Consider the following 20641-nt stretch of genomic DNA (forward strand, 5'->3'; position numbering starts at 1 on the left):
CCTTGCGGTGGCGTTTTTTATGGGCGAAGAGGCGTGCTGGCTCAGGCACTCCGGCGCAGGGCCTGGTGCTGGGCGGCGCCGTTGATCACCGCCTGCAAAGAGGCATTGACCACGTCGCGACCCACGGCCACCCCGCACATGCGGATACCCTCGACGCTCAGCAGCACATAGGCGGCGGCGCGGGACTCGGTGCCGGCGGTGAGGGCATGCTCGGAGTAGTCGAGCACGTCGATGTGCATGCCGGTGTGGCGCTGCCAGCCGTTGACCAGGGCCGTGATGGCCCCCTCCCCCTCACCGCACAGCTGCAGGGTGCCCGCCGGGGTCTGCAACTCCAGGCGCAGGCTCTCCTGGCTGTCGCAACCAAGCTGGAAGCGGCCCACCCGATAACCGTGGGCGGGCGCCAGATAGTGGCGCTCGAACAGGGCACGGATCTGCTCCGGGCTGATTTCACTGCTGCTGGCCTCCGCCTCGGCCTGGACCCGGCGGCTGAAGTCTATTTGCAGCCAGCGTGGCAGCTGCAGACCGAGGTCGCGCTCCAGCAGGTAGGTGACGCCTCCCTTGCCGGACTGGCTGTTGATGCGGATCACCGCCTCGTAGCTACGGCCGAGATCGGCCGGGTCGATGGGCAGGTAAGCCACGTCCCAGTAGTGATCCGGCTTCTCCGCCGCCAGAGACTTGCGGATGGCATCCTGGTGGCTGCCGGAAAACGCGGTGTAGACCAGCTCGCCGGCATAGGGGTGGCGCGGGTGCAGGGCAATCTGGGTGCAGGCCCCCACGGTGGCGACGATGGCATCCATGTCGGAGAGGTTGAGTTCGGGATCGATCCCCTGGCTGTAGAGGTTCATGGCCATGGTGACGATGTCCATGTTGCCGGTGCGCTCCCCGTTGCCGAGCAGGGTGCCCTCGATGCGATCCGCCCCCGCCAGCACCGCCAGCTCGGCGGCGGCCACCCCGCAGCCCCGATCGTTGTGGGTGTGGATGGAGATGCTCACCTCGGGGCGCGCCTTCAGGTGGCGGCAGAACCACTCCACCTGATCGGCAAACACGTTGGGGGTGCTCACCTCCACCGTAGCGGGCAGGTTCAGGATCATGGGGCGAGCCGCCGGGCGCCACTCGTCGATGACGGCGTCACATACCTCGACGGCAAACTCCACCTCGGTGCTGCTGAAGCTCTCCGGCGAGTACTGGAAGCTCCACTCCGTCCCCGGGTTGCGGGCCGCGTACTCCCGCACCCAGCGCGCCCCCTGCACGGCGATAGCCTTGACCCCGTCGCGATCCGTGTTGAACACATAGTTGCGCTGGGTCGGGTTGACCGAGTTGTAGACGTGGACGATGGCCCGCTTCGCCCCCTTGAGGGCCTCGAAAGTGCGGGCGATGAGATCTTCCCGGGCCTGCACCAACACCTGGATGGTGACGTCATCGGGGATGAGGTTTCGCTCGATGAGTTCGCGCACGAAGTCGAAGTCGGGCTGGGAGGCCGCCGGGAAGCCCACCTCGATGTGCTTGAAGCCGATGTAGGTCATCAGCGCCCACATCTGCAGCTTCTGGGCCACCGTCATGGGCTCGACCAACGCCTGGTTGCCGTCGCGCAGGTCCACTGCGCACCAGAGCGGCGCCCGCTCCAGCACCCGGTTTGGCCACTGGCGATCCGCCAGATTGATCACGGGGGCACGGCGGTATTTGCGATGATCGAAGCTCATATTCTGATTCCCTTGGCTGATATGCGAGGCGCCGGGCGACTGACAACGGGCGGGGCAAGGAGGGGAAGCGGGTTGGCGCGGTAACGCCGGCCCTGACGAGTCGCGCGGCGGTAACCCCGCGACCGGTTTTCCGGTGGCCCCGGTCGGTCACCGGGGCCGGCCGCTGCAGCCGGATAAGCCGCGGGCCTCGATCCTCTCGCACTATACCCAGGGGGCCCGGGGGCATGTCGGTGCAGACGACCTTGTTTGTATGAGTACCCAGTATAGGGAGGCCGGGAGGGCGAGAGATTGCGAAGATTGCTTTACTTGCCGCTAGATTGGCAATATTTGTCAACTAAGACCCTTTATTAAGGGTTAGTCTCACCTCCCCTCGCCCTGTTATTCGTTATTCTGCATGGCACCTTCATCTGGCTGGCGCGCGGGAAATAAAAAACCCCGCCATCGCTGGCGGGGTCTTGCGTGCATTTCACTGGGCAGTCTCCTGCCCGTGTCCGCACCTTAGCGGTTGTTCACCTTCTCGTGCAGTTCCTGCACCGAGTTCACGTTGGCGGTGGCATCGACGCTGATGGCCATGCAGGTGGCGAAGGCCGCGTGCAGCGTGGTGGTGTAGGCTACCTTGTGCTGCAGGGCGCCGCGACGCAGCTGCTTGGAGTCCTCGATGGCCTGACGACCCTCGGCGGTGTTGACGATGTAGGTGTACTCGCCATTCTTGATGCGATCCAGAATGTGCGGGCGCCCCTCGTGCACCTTGTTAACGAGACGCGGGTTGATGCTCGCCTCACCCAGGGTGACCGCGGTGCCATGAGTGGCGTCGAGGTCATAACCGAGCTCCAGCAGCTTGGCAGCCAGGTTGACCACCCGCTCCTTGTCGCCGTGGCGCACGGAGAGCAGGGCGCGACCTTCGCGCGGCACCTGGTGACCGGCACCCAGCTGGGCCTTGGCGTAAGCTTCGGCGAAGCTGCTGCCCACCCCCATCACTTCACCGGTAGAGCGCATCTCCGGCCCCAGCAGCGGGTCGACACCCGGGAACTTGGCGAACGGCAGCACCACTTCCTTCACGGAGTAGTAAGGCGGGATGATCTCGCTGGTGAAGCCTTGGCTCTTGAGGCTCTGACCGGCCATGACGCGGGCGGCGATCTTGGCGAGTGGCGCGCCGGTGGCCTTGGAGACGAACGGCACGGTACGGGCGGCACGGGGGTTCACCTCGATGAGGTAGATTTCGTTGTCTTTCACCGCGAACTGCACGTTCATCAGGCCCACTACGCCGAGCTCCAGGGCCAATTTCCGCACCTGCTCGCGCATCTCGTCCTGGATGGCCTTGGACAGGGTGTAGGGCGGTAGGGAGCAGGCGGAGTCACCGGAGTGGATGCCGGCCTGTTCGATGTGCTCCATGATGCCGCCGATGACCACGTCGGTGCCGTCGCAGATGGCGTCCACGTCCACCTCGGTGGCGTCGTCCAAGAAGCGGTCCAGCAGCACAGGCGACTCGTTGGAGACGCTCACTGCCTCGGCGAAGTAGCGGCGCAGATCCTGTTCGTCATAGACGATTTCCATGGCGCGGCCACCCAGCACGTAGGAGGGACGAACCACCAGCGGGTAGGTGATGCGCTCTGCCAGCAGAACGGCCTGCTCCAGAGCGGTGACGGTGCCGTTTTCAGGCTGCTTGAGACCCAGACGCTCCACAGCGGACTGGAAGCGCTCGCGATCTTCGGCGCGGTCGATGGCATCCGGGCTGGTACCAATTACCGGCACGCCGTTCGCTTCCAGGGCGCGAGCCAGTTTCAGCGGGGTCTGGCCGCCGTACTGGACGATGACACCCTTGGGCTGCTCGACCCGCACGATTTCCAGCACGTCTTCCAGAGTCACCGGCTCGAAGTAGAGGCGGTCGGAAGTGTCGTAGTCGGTGGAGACGGTTTCCGGGTTGCAGTTGACCATGATGGTCTCGTAACCGTCTTCGCGCAGGGCCAGGGCCGCGTGCACGCAGCAGTAGTCGAACTCGATGCCCTGACCGATACGGTTCGGGCCGCCACCGATGACCATGATCTTGTCGCGGTTGGTGGGGTTGGCCTCGCACTCCTCGTCATAGCTGGAGTACATGTAGGCGGTGTTGGTGGCGAACTCGGCCGCGCAGGTATCGACCCGCTTGTAGACCGGGAAGATGTTGTGGCGGGCACGCAGCTTGCGCACTTCACCTTCGGCCACGCCGAGGATCTTGGCCAGACGCGCATCGGCGAAGCCCTTGCGCTTGAGCGCACGCAGGAAGTCGGCATCGAGACCGGCCATGCCGCGCTCTTTCACCTGCTCTTCGAGTTTGACCAGCTCTTCGATCTGCACCAGGAACCAGGGGTCAATCTTGGTCAGGCGGAACACGCCGTCCATGGAGAGACCGGCACGGAAGGCATCGGCGATGTAGAAGATGCGATCGCTGCCGGCATCCTGCAGCTCGTGGCGGATGCGAGTCAGGGAGTCAGGGGCATTGAGGTCGACCATGGGGTCGAAGCCGGTCTTGCCGGTCTCGAGGCCGCGCAGGGCCTTGTGCAGGGACTCCTGGAAGTTGCGGCCGATGGCCATCACTTCGCCGACGGACTTCATCTGGGTGGTCAGACGGTCGTTGGCGCCGGCAAACTTCTCGAAGTTGAAGCGCGGTACCTTGGTGACCACGTAGTCGATGGCCGGCTCGAAGGAGGCCGGGGTGCGACCGCCGGTGATGTCGTTCATCAGCTCGTCCAGGGTGTAACCGATGGCGAGCTTGGCGGCGATCTTGGCGATGGGGAAGCCGGTCGCCTTGGAGGCGAGCGCGGAGGAGCGCGACACCCGCGGGTTCATCTCGATGATGACCATGCGGCCATCTTTCGGGTTGATGCCGAACTGGACGTTGGAGCCGCCGGTCTCGACACCGATCTCGCGCAGCACCGCCATGGAGGCGTTGCGCATGATCTGGTACTCCTTGTCGGTCAGCGTCTGGGCTGGCGCGACCGTGATGGAGTCACCGGTGTGGATGCCCATGGGGTCGAAGTTCTCGATGGCGCAGACGATGATGCAGTTGTCGTTGCGATCCCGCACCACTTCCATCTCGTACTCTTTCCAGCCGATCAGCGACTCGTCGATGAGCAGCTCCTTGGTCGGCGACAGATCCAGACCGCGCTCGCAGATCTCGACGAACTCTTCGGTGTTGTAGGCGATACCGCCACCCGAGCCACCCATGGTGAAGGAGGGGCGGATGATGCAGGGGAAGCCCACTTCCGCCTGCACTTTCCACGCCTCTTCCATGTTGTGGGCGATGCCGGCGCGCGGGCACTCCAGGCCGATGCTGCGCATCGCCTTGTCAAAGCGGGAGCGGTCTTCGGCCTTGTCGATGGCGTCGGCGGTGGCACCGATCATCTCGACGCCGAATTCGGCCAGCACGCCATGCTTCTCCAGATCCAGCGCGCAGTTCAGTGCGGTCTGGCCGCCCATGGTGGGCAGGATGGCGTCCGGGCGCTCTTTCTTGATGATCTCGCGCACCACTTCCCAGGTGATGGGCTCGATGTAGGTGGCGTCGGCCATCTCCGGGTCGGTCATGATGGTGGCCGGGTTGGAGTTCACCAGGATAACGCGGTAGCCCTCCTCGCGCAGGGCCTTGCACGCCTGGGCGCCGGAGTAGTCGAATTCGCAGGCCTGGCCGATGACGATGGGGCCGGCGCCGAGGATCAGGATGCTCTGAAGGTCGTTACGTTTTGGCATGGCTCTCTTTATCCTCTTAGGCGCGATACTGCTTAATCAATTCAATAAAGTGGTCGAACAGACCGGCACAGTCGTGCGGGCCCGGGCTCGCTTCGGGGTGACCCTGGAAGCTGAAGGCCGGACGGTCGGTGCGATGGATACCCTGCAGGGACCCATCGAACAGGGAGACATGGGTGGCGCGCAGGCACTCCGGCAAGCTGTTCTCGTCCACTGCGAAGCCGTGGTTCTGGGCGGTGATCATCACTGTGTTGTCGTCCAGGCTCTTCACCGGGTGGTTGGCACCGTGGTGGCCAAACTTCATCTTGACGGTCTTGGCGCCAGAGGCGAGACCCAGCAGCTGGTGACCCAGGCAGATGCCAAACACCGGGGTGTTGGTATCAAGGAAGGTCTTGATGGCCTCGATGGCATAGTCGCACGGCTCGGGGTCACCTGGGCCGTTGGAGAGGAAGATGCCATCCGGGTTCAGCGCCAGTACCTCGGCAGCCGGGGTCTTGGCCGGCACCACGGTCAGGCGGCAGCCGCGGTCCACCAGCATGCGCAGGATGTTGCGCTTGACACCAAAGTCGTAGGCCACCACGTGGTATTTGAGCTGGTCGGCATCCGGGGTGACGTGCCCCTTGCCAAGCTGCCAGCTGCCTTCGGTCCAGTTGTACGCCTCGCCAACCGTGACCTCTTTGGCCAGGTCCATCCCCTTCAGACCGGGGAAGGCGCGCGCCTGTTCGAGGGCAAACCCTTCATCTATCTGCTTACCCGCCAGGATGCAGCCGGCCTGGGCGCCTTTCTCGCGCAGGATGCGGGTCAGTTTGCGGGTGTCGATGTCGGCGATGCCAACGATGTTGTGGGACTTGAGGTAATCGGAGAGGGATTGCTGATTGCGGAAATTGGAGGCAAGTATCGGAAGGTCCCGGATGATCAATCCCTGAGCGTGGATTTGACTGGACTCTTCATCTTCGCTGTTGGTGCCGGTGTTGCCTATATGGGGGTAAGTGAGGGTGACTATCTGACGGGAATAAGAGGGATCGGTGAGGATTTCCTGATAGCCCGTCATCGACGTATTGAAAACCACTTCACCAACGGAACATCCCTCGGCGCCTATCGACACGCCTTTGAACACAGTTCCATCTTCCAGCACTAGCAATGCAGTGTGATTCAAGACAACCTCCAGTTATTTAGCTTTAAATTCAGCAATTTACCTGGGTGTTGCGGGCTCGGTTCCGGCCTTAGACAGGACTCGAACCCGGCAGATTTCTGGCAAATTGGGCGCATTCTACTTAAAAAAAGTGGCATTTCAACGTCTTTTCTCTGACGAAATGCATCTAAATTCAATAAACAAGCAACATTACCCATTATCTATGCACTTTTTGCCTTTGCAACCCCCACCATCAAAAGAAAATGAAAAACCACCACCAAAAGCAACACCCAATGCGCCGATAGACACAGAAACCAAGTTTAACCACAATAAAAACAGCAAGTTAAAAAAAAACAAAAAAATAAACCTGGCCTGATATCGCGTATTTAATCGAAGAAGATTTTTCATAACACACAGAAAACGTTTTTCTCGCTTTGCATTTTTAGTCCGTTTTGGTGAATGTAAAAAAATGGCTAAAAGGGGGATTTTTGACCGCAATGTCGTCACGAGCCGATGACAATCCGGGGAGGGAAAATTGGGGGGCAGCGAGAATAGTGAGAATTTATAGCGATTCAAGCAATAAAGCGACCATAAAGCCTATTTATGTAGATAAAGTGGGAGTGGACGAGCAATCCCCCCGGCAGAGCGGGGGGATAAAGAGTGTGTTACTTGAGGCCCAGTACATCCTGCATGTCATATAGACCGGCCTGCTGGTCACTGAGCCACTTGCCCGCCCGCACGGCACCGTTGGCAAAGGTAAGACGGCTGGAGGCCTTGTGGCTGATCTCCACTCGCTCGCCGATGTCGGCAAACATGACGGTGTGCTCTCCCACCAGATCGCCGGCGCGAATGGTGGCAAAGCCGATGGTGTTGCGATCCCGCTCGCCGGTGATCCCCTCGCGGCCATAGACGGCGCACTCCTTGAGATCGCGGCCCAGAGTTTTCGCCACGACCTCTCCCATGGAGAGGGCGGTGCCGGACGGTGCATCCACCTTGTGTCTGTGGTGCCCCTCGATGATCTCGATGTCGGTGTAATCCCCCATCACCCTGGCGGCCTGCTCCAGCAGCTTGAACACCAGGTTGACGCCCACCGAATAGTTGGAGGCAAACACGATGCCGATCTCCTTGCCCGCTTCGTTGAGGGCCGCCTTGCCCGCCTCGTCGAAGCCGGTAGTGCCGATCACCATCCGCTTGTTGTGGGCCAGGGCGAAGGCCAGGTTGGCCAGGGTCACTTCGGGACGGGTGAAGTCGATGATGAGATCAAAATCGTCACGCACCTTGTCCAGGCTGTCGCTGATCGTCACCCCCAGATGACCCAGTCCGTTGAGCTCACCGGCATCCAGCCCTATCACGGCGGAACCCGGTCGCTCCAGCGCCGCACCGACCACTACCCCCTCGGCATTGGTAATGGCTTCCAGCAGCACCTTGCCCATACGACCATTACAGCCCATCACGGCCACACGGATCGGATTGTCCATCTCCACCCTCTCTTCTCTTTATTAAGGAAAGAGACCGTTTTACCAGCCCGCGTTGCCTTTGAAAAGCCCGGTGTGGGCCCGGGCTCACACCCGACAAAACAACGAGATATTTAAATAAAACCGAATATTTGACGGATTCGTACCGATGTACAAAATCCCCTGATAAAAACCCCTATCCATCTGGACGTCCATCTTGACCCATTAACCTTGACTCACTACTGTAGACCCCCCAACCGGGGCAGGATGCCCCCCTGTTTTTCCCCTATTCGCTTCAGATTTCGGCACAAAACAGCACACGACAGGAGGTCATTGTTCAATTTCAGAGGAACACATGATCCAGACTCAACCCAGTGCCAAGGCCCTGCTGCCCCTGCTGGTCTTTCTCGCCCTCTTTATCGGTACCGGTACCTGGCTGACCCTGCAAGGGGTCGAGTTTGCCTTCTACCAACTGCCCGCCCCCGTCGCCGCCCTGCCCGCCGTGATGCTGGCCCTGATGCTGGGCAAAGAGGGATTCAACAAAAATCTCGAGACCTTCTTCAAGGGGGTCGGCCACAGCAACATCATGGCGATGTGCCTCATCTATCTGCTGGCGGGCGCCTTTGCCAGCGTGGCCAAGGCCACCGGCGGGGTGGATGCCACGGTCGCGCTCGGTCTGTCGTTGATCCCGGGCTGGTTCCTGCTGCCAGGGCTCTTTCTCATCTCTGCCTTTATTGCCACCGCCATGGGCACCTCCATGGGGACTATCGGTGCCGTCGCCCCGGTGGCGCTCGGCGTCGCCCAGGCCGCCGGCATCGACCCCGTACTGATGGCGGGCACCATCCTCTCCGGCGCCATGTTTGGCGACAACCTCTCCATCATCTCCGACACCACTATCGCCGCGACCCGTAGCCAGGGCTGCGAGATGAAGGACAAGTTCCGCGAGAACGTCAAAATCGCCGCCCCTGCCGCCATCGGCGTGATCCTGCTCTATCTGACCCTGGGGTCGGTGGGCGAGGCCCCTGCCAGCAACACGGCCATCGAGCTGTTCAAGGTAATGCCCTACCTGCTGATCCTGGGTCTGGCCCTGGCCGGGGTGAATGTGTTCGTGGTGCTGGGGATTGGCATTCTGGCCGCCGGCCTCGTCGGCCTGTTCAACGGCTATGAGCTTGGCCAGTTCAGCAAGGACATCTATCAGGGCTTTACCGGTATGCAGGAGATCTTCCTGCTCTCCATGCTGATCGGCGGCCTCGGCGCCCTGATGGAGCGCCAGGGGGGGCTGGCCTGGATCAGCACCCGCATCGCGGCCCTGATCGCCCGCTTCACCCGGGAGCACAGTGGCGAGCAGAACGAGAAGGCGGCCGAGCTGGGCATTGCCGGGGTGGTGGGCCTTACCAACCTCTGCACCGCCAACAACACGGTCGCCATTATTGTCGCCAGCAAGGTAGCCCGGGATCTGGCGGAGCACCACGGTGTCACCCCGCGCCGCGCCGCCTCCATGCTGGATATCTTCTCCTGCGTGGTGCAGGGGCTTATCCCCTGGGGAGCCCAGGCGCTGCTGCTCGGCTCCATCTTCGCGCTCTCGCCCCTGTCGGTGGTGAGCATGAGCTTCTACCCCATGGCACTGGCCCTGGCCGCCCTGGCGGCAGTGTTCATCAAGCACCAGATGCGCCAGCGTTGATCCCGCCGGCACCGGTCATGGCCTTGTCCGGTGCCGTTTGCCACTCTGGCCTCCCCTGATCCGCCGGAGTAATGTGTTAAGGTAAGGCGCTTTCCCCTGCGCAGCCATTCTCGAGGTGCCCCATGCAAGAGTCCCAGCCCGAACGTCAATCCCTGCGCCAACTGGTGAGGACGCGCAGAAAGAGCCTGACCCACGCCGAGCAGCAGCAGGCGGCCCAAGAGCTGCTGGCCCGCTTCAAGGAGCACCCCGAGATCCTGGCGGCCAAACGCATCGCGCTCTATCTGGCCAACGACGGAGAGATCAATCCCCTCCCCGCCATCCACTGGCTGTGGGCCCAGCAAAAAGAGGTCTACCTGCCGGTGCTGCACCCTTTCACCCCGGGCCACCTGCTCTTCTTGCGCTACACCGCCACCAGCCCCATGGTGCGCAACCGCTACGGCATTGAGGAGCCTGAACTCGATGTGCTGCAGGTGGTGCCCCACAGCACGCTCGACCTTATTTGCACGCCCCTGGTGGCCTTCGATGCTGAAGGCAACCGCCTCGGCATGGGGGGCGGCTATTACGATCGCACCCTCGCTTGCTGGCACGAACACAGAATGGGACCCAAGCCCCTCGGCATCGCCCACGACTGCCAACAGGTGGAGGCGGTGCCGCAAGAGGAGTGGGACGTGCCCCTGCCCCAGATCATCACCCCGGGACGCTGCTGGCGTTTCGAGTAGAGTCGTCAGGCCCCATCGTCCCTGGCTCCAGCTCACAAATAAGGGCAAATGGGGAATAAACAGGCAAACGATTTACATCTTGCGGTTTTTTGCCCCGGAACGTGAGCGAGGTGGTCGCTCCGGGGGGGCGGCTTGGATATAATGCGCCCGCTTTTTTCTTAAGGAACGATCATGACTCAAGATGAAATGAAGAAGGCGGCCGGTTGGGCTGCGCTCAAGTATGTGGTTCCCGGTACCATAGTCGGGGTAGGCACTGGCTCTACCGTCAACCACTTTATCGACGCGCTGGCGACCATGAAGGACGAGATCAAGGGAGCCGTCTCCAGCTCCGTGGCCTCCACCGAACGTCTCAAGGGCTTTGGCATCCCGGTGTTTGATCTCAACGAGATCGACGCCCTCTCCGTCTACGTGGATGGCGCCGACGAGATCAACGCCACCCGTGACATGATCAAGGGCGGTGGCGCGGCCCTGACCCGCGAGAAGATCGTCGCCGCCGTGGCCGATCAGTTCATCTGCATCATCGACAACACCAAGACAGTCGACGTGCTGGGCACCTTCCCGCTGCCGGTCGAAGTGATCCCCATGGCCCGCGAATACGTGGCCCGCGAAATCAGAAAGCTTGGCGGCAATCCGGTCTGGCGTGAAGGGGTGGTCACCGACAACGGCAACCACATTCTGGACGTGAAAGGCATGGCCATCACAGATGCCAAGGGGCTGGAAGTACAGCTCAACGCGATCGTCGGCGTGGTTACCAACGGCCTGTTCGCCCACCGCGGTGCAGACGTGGTGCTGATTGGTACTCCCGATGGGGTCATCACCCAATAATCGCTCTGCGAATGAATGACGGCGCCTGATGGCGCCGTTTTTGTTTATTCCTCAACGAGTTGCAAGGTATTGCATGCAACTATCGTTGAAAACTTCAAAAAATTTGACTTTCGTCACAAATATTCCCTCTCCCGCACGTTTTTGCTACTTTACGGTTTTCTTCACACACCATACCTGCACTCGCGTTGCACACTTACAGAGGGATCGACATGACCGCCAAGTTTTCACTGGACAAGGATAAAATCAAGGTACTGCTGCTGGAGGGGGTTCACCCCAACACGGTAGAGACCTTCCGTGCCGCAGGTTACACCAGTGTGGAGTATCTCAAGACCTCGCTGTCCGAGGAGGAGCTGATCGAACGGGTACGCGATGTCCACTTCATCGGCCTGCGTTCGCGCACCCAGATCACCGAGAAGGTGCTGGATGCCGCCAACAAGCTGGTCGCCATCGGCTGCTTCTGCATCGGCACCAACCAGGTCGAGCTGGATGCAGCCCAGATCCGCGGCATTCCGGTGTTCAACGCCCCCTTCTCCAACACCCGTTCGGTCGCCGAACTGGTACTTGGCGAGATCCTGCTGCTGCTGCGCGGCATCCCCGAGAAGAACGCCAAGTGCCATCGCGGCGTGTGGGAGAAACTCGCCAACCGCTCGGTGGAGGCCCGCGGCAAGAAGCTCGGCATCATCGGCTACGGCCACATCGGTACCCAGCTTGGCATCATCGCCGAGAGCATCGGCATGAAGGTCTACTACTACGACATCGAGAACAAGCTCTCGCTGGGCAACGCCATCCAGGTGCCCAACATGGTCGAGCTGCTCAACATGTCCGACGTCATCAGCCTGCACGTACCGGAGACCCCCTCCACTAAGGATCTTATCGGTGCCGAGCAGCTGCGCATGATGAAACCGGGCGCCATCTTCATCAACGCCTCCCGCGGCACAGTCGTGGACATCGATGCTCTGGCTGACGTCATCAAGAGCGGCCACATCTCCGGCGCCGCCATCGACGTCTTCCCGGTGGAGCCCAAGTCCAACGACGAGGAGTTCATGACCCCACTGCGCGGTCTGGACAACGTGATCCTGACCCCGCACATCGGCGGCTCGACCCAGGAGGCGCAGGAGAACATCGGCCTGGAAGTGGCCAACAAGCTCATCAAGTACTCCGACAACGGCTCCACCCTCTCCGCCGTCAACTTCCCTGAAGTCTCCCTGCCGGGCCACAAGGGCTCCAGCCGCCTGCTGCACATTCACCGCAACCAGCCCGGCGTGATGAACAAGATCAACCAGATCTTCGCCGAAGAGGGGATCAACATTGCCGGTCAATACCTGCAAACCAGCAGCCACATCGGTTACGTGGTGATCGATGTCGAGACCGAGCACAGCGAAAAGGCGCTGGCCAAGCTCAAGGAGATCGACGGCACCATTCGTGCGCGGATCCTGCACTGATAGCGTGAGTCCCACCCAGCAAAAAGCCCGTCATGATGACGGGCTTTTTTATTTTATGGCGCTCGCTTAATGAAGGCTGGCTTACCACCAACCCAACAGATTACGGCCAACCAGCGCTCCCCACACCAGGGCGTTGAGGGCCAGCGCGATAAAGACGGCAGCGGAGCCCAGATCCTTGGCACGGCCGGAGAGTTCATGGTGCTCGGGGCCGATGCGATCCACCACCGCCTCGATAGCCGAGTTGAGCACCTCGACGATCACCACCAGCCAGCTGATGATGACCAGCAACAGGATCTCGTTGAGGGTCTCCCCCACCCAGAACGTCAGCGGCATCAGCAACAGAATCAGCATCAGCTCCTGACGAAATGCGGCCTCATTGATCCAGGCAGACTTGAGCCCTTTCATGCTGTAACCGGTTGCCTTGATGATACGGGTGACCCCGGTTGCCCCTGGCTTTGCCACGCTATCTACCTCATTTGGTATCGATTTTGGCCTCACATCCTATCAGAGCCCCCCAAGGTTTCAATCGGTGGACTTTTGCTTTATTTTATCCCTTTGCATTTTCGCCCCTGCGGCTGACACCACCCACTCGAGACTTGAGTTGTATGTCCATTCACACAGATGAATTGCGCACCCGTCGCCTGGAGTCACTGATCACTCCGAGCGAGCTCGCACACGCTTTCCCGATCAACGATACCATTGCCCAGAATCTGCTGGATGCCCGTCGCGAAGTGGAAGCCATTCTGGCCGGAGAGGATCAGCGCCTGCTGGCCATCGTCGGCCCCTGCTCCATCCATGATCCTGCCGCCGCCCACGAGTATGCCCGTCGCCTCAACCGCCTGCGCGAGCAGTATAAAGAGAGCCTGTGCATCGTGATGCGCACCTATTTCGAGAAACCGCGCACCATCGTCGGCTGGAAGGGGCTGATCAACGATCCGCGCCTCGACGGCAGCTTTGACGTCAATGAAGGGCTGAAGCTGGCCCGCAAACTGCTGGTCGACATCAACGAGATCGGCCTGCCCACCGCCACCGAATTCCTCGACATGGTGACCGGCCAGTACATTGCCGACCTCATCACCTGGGGCGCCATCGGCGCGCGCACCACAGAATCCCAGGTACACCGCGAGATGGCCTCTGCCCTCTCCTGCCCGGTCGGCTTCAAGAACGGCACCGACGGCAACACTCGCATCGCCATCGATGCGGTGCGCGCCGCCCGTCACAGCCACATCTTCTATTCCCCGGACAAGGACGGCAAGATGACCATCTACCGTACCGCCGGCAACCCCTATGGCCACGTGATCCTGCGTGGCGGCCATCGCCCCAACTACGATACCGCCAGCATCGACGAGGCCTGCGAAGCCTTGGCCGACGTGGGTCTGCCTGAGCGTCTGGTGGTGGATTTCAGCCACGGCAACAGCATGAAGGATCACCGTCGCCAACTGCTGGTCGCCCAGGATATCTGCGATCAGCTGCGCCGCGGCCGCACCGGTATCGCCGGCATCATGGCCGAGAGTTTCCTGGTGGAAGGGCGCCAGGATGTGGAGAACGGCTGCGCCGCTACCTTCGGCCAGAGCATCACCGACGCCTGCCTCTCCTGGGACGATACCGAGACCCTGCTGGCCATGCTGGCCGAGGCCGCCCAGGTGCGTCTGCACAAGTTGGGCTGAGCCTCGTCAGAACGTACAATAAATAAAGAAGGGCCAGACATCCTGCATGTCTGGCCCTTCTCTTATTAGGCAAACCCCGCTTACAAACTGGGCATAAACCAGACCCGGCCACCCGCCTCTATGCGCTCTGTTCTTATCTGGAACACCTGCTCCAGCAGCGCCTGGTCCACCAGTTCGACCCCGCCCTCGCTCACCACACGCCCCTGCTGCAGGCAGAGGATGCGATCCGCCCAGTCGATGGCCAAATTGATGTCGTGGATGGCGATCACCACCAGCAGCCCCTGACAAGCCACCGTCTTCAGCAGCCGCAGCAAGGCCAGCTGATGGTGCAGGTCCAGCCCGGCCAGAGGTTCATCAAGCAGCAGGACGCGCCCCGCCGGGTTGAGCCCTGGCCACACCTGCAGCAAGGTACGGGCGATCAGCACCCGCTGCTGTTCGCCGCCGGACAGCCGGCTGAAATCCCGCGCCAGCAAATCATCCAGCTCCAGAGCCTCGCACAGGGCCTGGATCGCCTCGCGCTGACGGGCGGGCTCGCCCCCCTCGTCCAGCCCCAGGCTCAACACCTGAAACACCGGGATATGAAACAGCTGGGGCTGGCGCTGGGGCAACATGGCGCGGCGACGGGCGAGCGCCTGCCAACCAAGGTCAGTAAGCACTTCCCCATCCAGCAAGACGTCTCCTTGCGCGGGCAAAATGCCGGCCAGGGCGCCGAGCAGGGTAGATTTACCGCTGCCATTGGGGCCGAGCAGGGCCACCAGCTGGCCGCCCGTCCAGGCGAGATTAAGAGGGGCCAGCCGCGCTGGAATGGCGAGGGCGCGGGCCTCAATCAGAGGCGCGGCATCATTGTGGCACTCAGGTGTTGGCATGGGCATCTTGCCTCAACAGCAGATAGATAAAGAGCGGGGCCCCGACCGAGGCGGTGATGACGCCAATAGGCAACTCACCGGCACTCAAGGCCGAGCGGGCAACCAGATCGGATGCCAGCAACAGGGCGCCGCCCCCCAGCGCCGAGGCAGGCAGCAAGAAGCGCTGATCGCTGCCGCCACACAAGCGCAGCAGATGGGGCACCACCAGGCCGACAAAACCGATGACGCCGCACAGCGACACCGCCACCCCAGTGAGCAGACAGACCGCCAGCACCAATCGCACTCGCATCCTGTCCACATCCAGCCCCATCAGGCGGGCCTGGGTCTCTCCCAGCAGCAGTTGCTGCAGCGCCTTGCCCTGCCAGCAGAGCCAGCCCAGGGTGAGCGGCAACAGCAGCCACCACCAGGCGATCTGCTGGCTGCCATAAGAGAGACTGCCCATCATCCAGAACATGAATTCGCGCAAAGAGGCATCGTCGGCAAAGTACATCAGCCAGGTCATGGCCGCATTGGTGAGGATGCCGATGGCGACCCCGAACAGCAGCAGCCTGGCATGACCAAGCCTGGCACGGCGCGCCAGCCGGATCAGCATCATGGTCACCAGCAGGGCCCCGCCAAAGGCGGCAAGGGACAGGCCCCAGCCCGGCAGATAGACGCCGAGGGATTTGGCAACCGCCATCGATACCATGGCCGCCAGCCCCGCCCCGCTCGAGACGCCAAGCAGGCCGGGTTCGGCCACCGGGTTATGCAGCATCACCTGCAGCACGGCGCCGCCACAGGCGAGCGCGGCTCCCGCCAGCAGGGCCAGCAGGGCGCGCGGCAGGCGCAGCTCCAGCAGGATGCGCAGCTCCAGCTCGCCAAGGGGTTGCCAGGGCAGCAGCACAAACTCCCCCCAGGCGAGGGAGCAGACAAAGAGCAGCAGGGTCAGCAGGGCGAGGCCAAAGAGCCAGCGCCGCTGCCAGCGTTGCTGGCGGGCGAGCAAAGAGAGGTACACGCAAGATCCCCGAACATGAAGGCACAACCTCGCCACCGCCGTCGGCCAGACAGGGCAAGGTTGCAGGAAAAGGGCATGATAACAGTGGCTTGCCACCCAAGGTCAAGGCTGGTAGTTACTGGCCATCTGCTTTATGTCGCCGCTCTCCACCAGACGCTGCAAGGCGGCGCTCAGGGCGGACTTTTGCGCCTGATGGGGTGAGCGCTTGCTCATGCCAAGGTAGAGGGTCACCGGACTATCCGGGCGGTAGTCCGCTTTGCCAAGGGGCTCCCCGTCCCCCTGGCGCAGGGCGTAATCAACCTGGCAATCGGTGCCTATCATCAACGGCAGGTGGCCCCGCTGCACCATGCGAAGCAGCTGATCCTCGGTCGGTACCCCGTGCTTGTTGAGTGCGGGATCGGAGTCAAAGGGTTCGAAGTAGGCGGACTTGAGCACATAACCCACCTCCATTCCTGCCAGATCCCGATACTGGCGGATACCGGCCACCGTGGCGGGCTTGCCATAAAAAGCGGGCCAACACTGGTAATAGGCGGGTTGCAGATAATCGATGAAGGCGGCGCGTTCGGCGGTGTGAGCCAGACCAATCATGAGATCGACCTGGCCGGATTCCATCTGCTTGAGAGCCCTGCCCCAGGGCATGCGCCGGATCTGCAACTGGATGCCGCTCTCCTTCTGCAGACGCTGCAGGATCTCCACATCGAGTCCTTGCAACTCGCCATCCGGTTGCAGGATCCGAAAAGGGGGCCAGAGATCGGTGGCGACCGTCAGGGTCGGAGCACCTTGAGCCAGGCAGGCAAACAGCAGACCAAGCACACCCCAGCTTGTCTTGCCCATTCGGTTGGATCCTTGTGTTGCGCTATCCATGATTGACTAAAAATACCCTGACCGCCCACTTATGAAAACCCATGGTTCAGAGATAAAATGCAATTGATTTTAAAGGAGAACCTAATGAACCCAATCTTTACCAGTATCGGTCTGTTGCTGTGCAGCAACGTTTTCATGACCTTTGCCTGGTACGCCCACCTCAAGAGTATGAACCACAAACCCTGGATCATTGCGGCGTTGGTAAGCTGGGGAATCGCCCTGTTTGAATACCTGTTGCAAGTGCCCGCCAACCGCATCGGCCATACCGTCATGAGCGTGGGGCAGCTCAAGATCCTGCAGGAGGTGATCACCCTCACCGTATTCGTCCCCTTCTCCATCTTCTATCTCAAGGAAGATCTGAAATGGGACTACCTCTGGGCCGGGTTGTGCATCCTGGGGGCGGTCTTTTTTGTTTTTCGCGAGAAACTCACCGGCGCCTGACGCTGTACACTCAATAACATCCCCGTTAACGGCATCTCCTTGATAGACGAGGCAAAACAATGGAATTGCGAGACATGCTACAGATCCTGGCCAAGCAGGATGGCTCAGACCTTTATCTGTCAACCGGCGCCCCCCCCTGCGCCAAGTTCAACGGGGTGTTGCGCCCGCTGAGCGAGACCCCCCTCAATCCGGGAGATGTAGCGAGCATCGCCGACGCCATCATGGACAAGGAGCAGAAGGAGCAGTTCGAGCGGGAGCTGGAGATGAACCTCGCCATCTCCCTGCCCCAGGTAGGCCGCTTTCGGATCAACATCTTCAAGCAGCGCAACGAGGTCTCCCTGGTGGCGCGCAACATCAAGACCGAGATCCCGCGCTTTGAGGATCTCAAACTCCCCCCCGTGCTGCTCGACACCATCATGGAAAAACGGGGTCTGGTGCTGTTCGTCGGCGGTACCGGCTCGGGCAAATCCACCTCGCTGGCGGCCCTTATCGATCACCGCAACCGCAACAGCGGCGGCCACATCATCACCATTGAGGATCCGGTGGAGTTCGTTCACCGCCACCGCAAGAGCATCATCAACCAGCGCGAGGTGGGGGTGGATACCCGCAGCTTCCACGCCGCCCTGAAAAACACTCTGCGCCAGGCGCCGGACGTGATCCTCATCGGGGAAATTCGTGATCGCGAGACCATGGAGCATGCCCTGGCCTTCTCGGAAACCGGTCACCTCGCCATCTCCACCCTGCACGCCAACAACGCCAACCAGGCGCTGGACCGCATCATCAACTTCTTCCCGGAAGAGCGACGCCCGCAATTGCTCAACGATCTCGGCAACAACCTCAAGGCATTTGTCTCCCAACGGCTGGTGAAGACCTCGGACGGCGGTCGCCGGGCGGCGGTGGAGATCATGCTCGGCACTCACACCATACGTGACATGGTCAAACGGGGTGAATTTGGCGGCCTGAAGGAGGTGATGGAGAAATCCAAGGCCCTCGGCATGGTCACCTTCGACAGCGCCCTGTTCGATCTGGTGGTGGAAGGGGTGATCGATGAAGAAGAAGCAGTGAAAAACGCCGACTCGGCCAATAACCTGCGCCTCAAGATCAAGTTGTGGCGGGAGAAGGGCCAGATCGCCAGCAGCAGCGATGCCACCGGCTGGAGCCTCGAACCCACCAAGGATGAGAAAGACGACCTCTTCTGATCCAGCGCCGTTCAAGCACAGCCTCGTCAACCAAGGGGTTGTGCTTCTTTCCTCTTCTGTCACCGCCGCCCTAGCACCAGCGCCGCACCCGCTGGCAGTAACGGGCATACTCATCCCCGAAGCGAGCCTGCAACAACCGCTCTTCCGGGATGATCTGGAAGCGGGTCAACCAGGCCACCAGCAATACCGGTCCCAGCCAAACCCAGACGCCCCCCAGATAACAACCCCAGGCCAGCAGCCAGCAGAGCAGTCCCAGGTACATGGGATTGCGGCTGATACGATAGACACCGCTGGTGACCAGATGGCGGGTGTGGTGTGGCCGGGTCGGACTGACGGTGGTCTGGTGGTGGCGAAAGCGCTGCAGGGCCCCGAATCCCAGCACGGCGCCCAGCGCCACCAGCAGGGCCCCCAGAACCCATTGCCAGCCCGCAGGCTCCCCACCACCGCGCATTCCCCACATGGCAGCAGCAGATAGGGTAAAGATCAGCGGGGGTGGCAGACGTAACTCCAAATTGACCATTTTATTCCTCTGACAAGTGTCGCACGGCGCTCGGTTGCGATAGACTCTCCATCACTCGGCAATCGCCGAGCCGTCGCCAAGATCATAATAATAACAACAAGTTGTCGCTAAACCGCTACGCTAGTATCGGCACTATCCCAACTCGAATAAAAAAGGAACGTCTATGCACAAGAAAACCCTACTCGCTACCCTGATCTTCGGTCTGCTGGCTGGTCAAGCCGTCGCTGCCCCCTATCTGCCGCTCGCCAATGACCATCGCAACGGTCAGGAGCAGACCGCAGCCAATGCCTGGCTGGAAGTGGATCTGGCCGCCTTCGAGCACAACATCCAGACCCTCAAAGAGCGCCTGGGTGACAAGGGCCCGCAGATCTGCGCCATCATGAAGGCCGACGCCTACGGTCACGGCATCGATCTGCTGGTGCCCTCCGTGGTCAAGGCGGGCATCCCCTGTATCGGCATCGCCAGCAACGAAGAGGCCCGCGTGGCCCGCGAGAAGGGCTTCGAGGGTCGTCTGATGCGGGTCCGTGCCGCCACCCCGGATGAAGTTGAGCAGGCCCTGCCCTACAAGATGGAAGAGCTGGTTGGCAGTCTGGCCAGTGCCCAGGGGATCGCCGACATCGCCAAGCGCCACAACACCAACATTCCGGTGCATATCGGTCTGAACTCCGCCGGCATGAGCCGCAACGGCATCGACCTGCGTCTGGCCGATTCCAAGGAAGATGCGCTGGCCATGCTCAAGCTCAAGGGGATCACCCCGGTCGGCATCATGACCCACTTCCCGGTGGAAGAGAAAGAGGACGTCAAGCTGGGGCTGGCCCAGTTCAAGCTGGACTACCAGTGGCTGATCGACGCCGGCAAACTGGATCGCAGCAAGCTCACCATCCACGCCGCCAACTCCTTCGCCACCCTGGAAGTGCCGGAAGCCTACTTTGACATGGTGCGCCCGGGCGGCATCATCTATGGAGACACCATCCCCTCCTACACCGAATACAAGAAGGTGATGGCATTCAAGACCCAGGTTGCCTCCGTCAACCACTACCCGGCAGGCAACACCGTCGGTTATGACCGCACCTTCACCCTCAAGCGCGACTCCCTGCTCGCCAACCTGCCACTGGGTTACTCCGACGGCTACCGCCGTGCGCTCAGCAACAAGGCCTATGTACTGATCCAGGGTCAGAAGGTACCGGTCGTCGGCAAGACCTCCATGAACACCATCATGGTGGACGTGACCGATCTGAAAGGGGTCAAACCCGGTGACGAGGTGGTGCTGTTTGGCCGCCAGGGTGACGCCGAGGTGAAACAGGCGGATCTCGAGGAGTACAACGGCGCCCTGCTGGCGGACATGTACACCGTCTGGGGCTACACCAATCCCAAGAAGATCAAGCAGTAAGCATCGACCTTAAAACAAGGGCTCCCG

The 20641-nt window shown here is 61.3% G+C and carries 17 protein-coding genes; 8 read left to right on the top strand and 9 right to left on the bottom strand.

The annotated features are described in order from the left end of the window. Positions 1-41 precede the first annotated feature (41 nt). The 4 genes from leuA to dapB all read right to left on the bottom strand — a co-directional run bounded on the left by leuA (position 42) and on the right by dapB (position 8030). The gene (gene leuA, locus MRK42_RS13195) at positions 42-1700 is read right to left on the bottom strand and encodes a 2-isopropylmalate synthase (RefSeq protein WP_338610393.1); all 1659 of its coding nucleotides are present in this window, start codon (positions 1698-1700) and stop codon (positions 42-44) included. 498 nt (positions 1701-2198) lie between these two features. Then, positions 2199-5423, bottom strand: a complete 3225-nt coding sequence (gene carB, locus MRK42_RS13200) for a carbamoyl-phosphate synthase large subunit (RefSeq protein WP_338610395.1) — start codon at positions 5421-5423, stop codon at positions 2199-2201. A 16-nt stretch (positions 5424-5439) separates the two neighbouring features. Next, the gene (gene carA, locus MRK42_RS13205) at positions 5440-6576 is read right to left on the bottom strand and encodes a glutamine-hydrolyzing carbamoyl-phosphate synthase small subunit (RefSeq protein ID WP_017780751.1); all 1137 of its coding nucleotides are present in this window, start codon (positions 6574-6576) and stop codon (positions 5440-5442) included. Between the two features lie 641 nt (positions 6577-7217). Then, positions 7218-8030 carry a 4-hydroxy-tetrahydrodipicolinate reductase gene (dapB, locus tag MRK42_RS13210; RefSeq protein ID WP_338610398.1) on the bottom strand — a complete coding sequence of 271 codons (813 nt, stop codon included), beginning with the start codon at positions 8028-8030 and terminating at the stop codon, positions 7218-7220. A 331-nt stretch (positions 8031-8361) separates the two neighbouring features. Between dapB and MRK42_RS13215 the strand changes: the two genes are divergently transcribed. From MRK42_RS13215 to serA, 4 genes are all read left to right on the top strand, one after another. Next, the gene (locus tag MRK42_RS13215; protein WP_042028590.1) at positions 8362-9687 is read left to right on the top strand and encodes a Na+/H+ antiporter NhaC family protein; all 1326 of its coding nucleotides are present in this window, start codon (positions 8362-8364) and stop codon (positions 9685-9687) included. Between the two features lie 122 nt (positions 9688-9809). Then, a complete protein-coding gene (locus MRK42_RS13220; RefSeq protein ID WP_026456867.1) occupies positions 9810-10406 on the top strand; it encodes a 5-formyltetrahydrofolate cyclo-ligase in 597 nt (198 codons plus the stop codon). A 171-nt stretch (positions 10407-10577) separates the two neighbouring features. Next, positions 10578-11231 (top strand): ribose-5-phosphate isomerase RpiA, encoded by a 654-nt coding sequence (gene rpiA, locus MRK42_RS13225; RefSeq protein ID WP_026456868.1) that lies wholly within the window; start codon positions 10578-10580, stop codon positions 11229-11231. Between the two features lie 209 nt (positions 11232-11440). Beyond that, positions 11441-12673, top strand: coding sequence for a phosphoglycerate dehydrogenase (gene serA, locus MRK42_RS13230; protein ID WP_338610402.1), 1233 nt, complete (start codon positions 11441-11443; stop codon positions 12671-12673). Between the two features lie 81 nt (positions 12674-12754). On the opposite strand, the gene MRK42_RS13235 is transcribed toward serA, so the two are convergent. Beyond that, the gene (locus tag MRK42_RS13235; RefSeq protein ID WP_338610404.1) at positions 12755-13135 is read right to left on the bottom strand and encodes a diacylglycerol kinase; all 381 of its coding nucleotides are present in this window, start codon (positions 13133-13135) and stop codon (positions 12755-12757) included. A gap of 143 nt (positions 13136-13278) precedes the next feature. Here MRK42_RS13235 and MRK42_RS13240 point away from each other — a divergent pair, with 143 nt between their 5' ends. Beyond that, positions 13279-14340: a 3-deoxy-7-phosphoheptulonate synthase gene (locus MRK42_RS13240; RefSeq protein WP_026456871.1), complete on the top strand. Its 1062-nt coding sequence runs from the start codon at positions 13279-13281 to the stop codon at positions 14338-14340. Between the two features lie 80 nt (positions 14341-14420). Here the strand turns inward: MRK42_RS13240 and MRK42_RS13245 are convergent, their stop codons facing one another. The 3 genes from MRK42_RS13245 to MRK42_RS13255 all read right to left on the bottom strand — a co-directional run bounded on the left by MRK42_RS13245 (position 14421) and on the right by MRK42_RS13255 (position 17034). Continuing rightward, the gene (locus MRK42_RS13245) at positions 14421-15206 is read right to left on the bottom strand and encodes an ATP-binding cassette domain-containing protein (protein WP_225631846.1); all 786 of its coding nucleotides are present in this window, start codon (positions 15204-15206) and stop codon (positions 14421-14423) included. After that, the gene (gene btuC, locus MRK42_RS13250; protein WP_338610406.1) at positions 15193-16200 is read right to left on the bottom strand and encodes a vitamin B12 ABC transporter permease BtuC; all 1008 of its coding nucleotides are present in this window, start codon (positions 16198-16200) and stop codon (positions 15193-15195) included. Before btuC ends, MRK42_RS13245 begins: the two co-directional genes overlap by 14 nt. A 102-nt stretch (positions 16201-16302) precedes the next feature. After that, complete coding sequence (locus tag MRK42_RS13255; protein ID WP_354688282.1) at positions 16303-17034, bottom strand: transporter substrate-binding domain-containing protein; 732 nt, start codon at positions 17032-17034, stop codon at positions 16303-16305. Positions 17035-17148: 114 nt separating this feature from the next. Here MRK42_RS13255 and MRK42_RS13260 point away from each other — a divergent pair, with 114 nt between their 5' ends. Next, positions 17149-17505, top strand: a complete 357-nt coding sequence (locus MRK42_RS13260) for a DMT family protein (RefSeq protein ID WP_005337656.1) — start codon at positions 17149-17151, stop codon at positions 17503-17505. 59 nt (positions 17506-17564) lie between these two features. After that, the gene (tapW, locus tag MRK42_RS13265) at positions 17565-18704 is read left to right on the top strand and encodes a type IVa pilus ATPase TapW (protein ID WP_342010804.1); all 1140 of its coding nucleotides are present in this window, start codon (positions 17565-17567) and stop codon (positions 18702-18704) included. A 70-nt stretch (positions 18705-18774) separates the two neighbouring features. Here tapW and MRK42_RS13270 read toward each other — a convergent pair whose 3' ends face one another. Next, entirely contained in the window at positions 18775-19224 is a 450-nt protein-coding gene (locus tag MRK42_RS13270; RefSeq protein WP_042069911.1) for an isoprenylcysteine carboxylmethyltransferase family protein, read from the bottom strand. 163 nt (positions 19225-19387) lie between these two features. On the opposite strand from MRK42_RS13270, the gene alr reads away from it, so the two are divergent. Continuing rightward, positions 19388-20614 carry an alanine racemase gene (gene alr, locus MRK42_RS13275; RefSeq protein WP_042028580.1) on the top strand — a complete coding sequence of 409 codons (1227 nt, stop codon included), beginning with the start codon at positions 19388-19390 and terminating at the stop codon, positions 20612-20614. Positions 20615-20641 lie beyond the last annotated feature (27 nt).

The organism is Aeromonas sp. 19NY04SH05-1 (assembly GCF_040581895.1).
GTDB lineage: Bacteria > Pseudomonadota > Gammaproteobacteria > Enterobacterales > Aeromonadaceae > Aeromonas > Aeromonas enteropelogenes.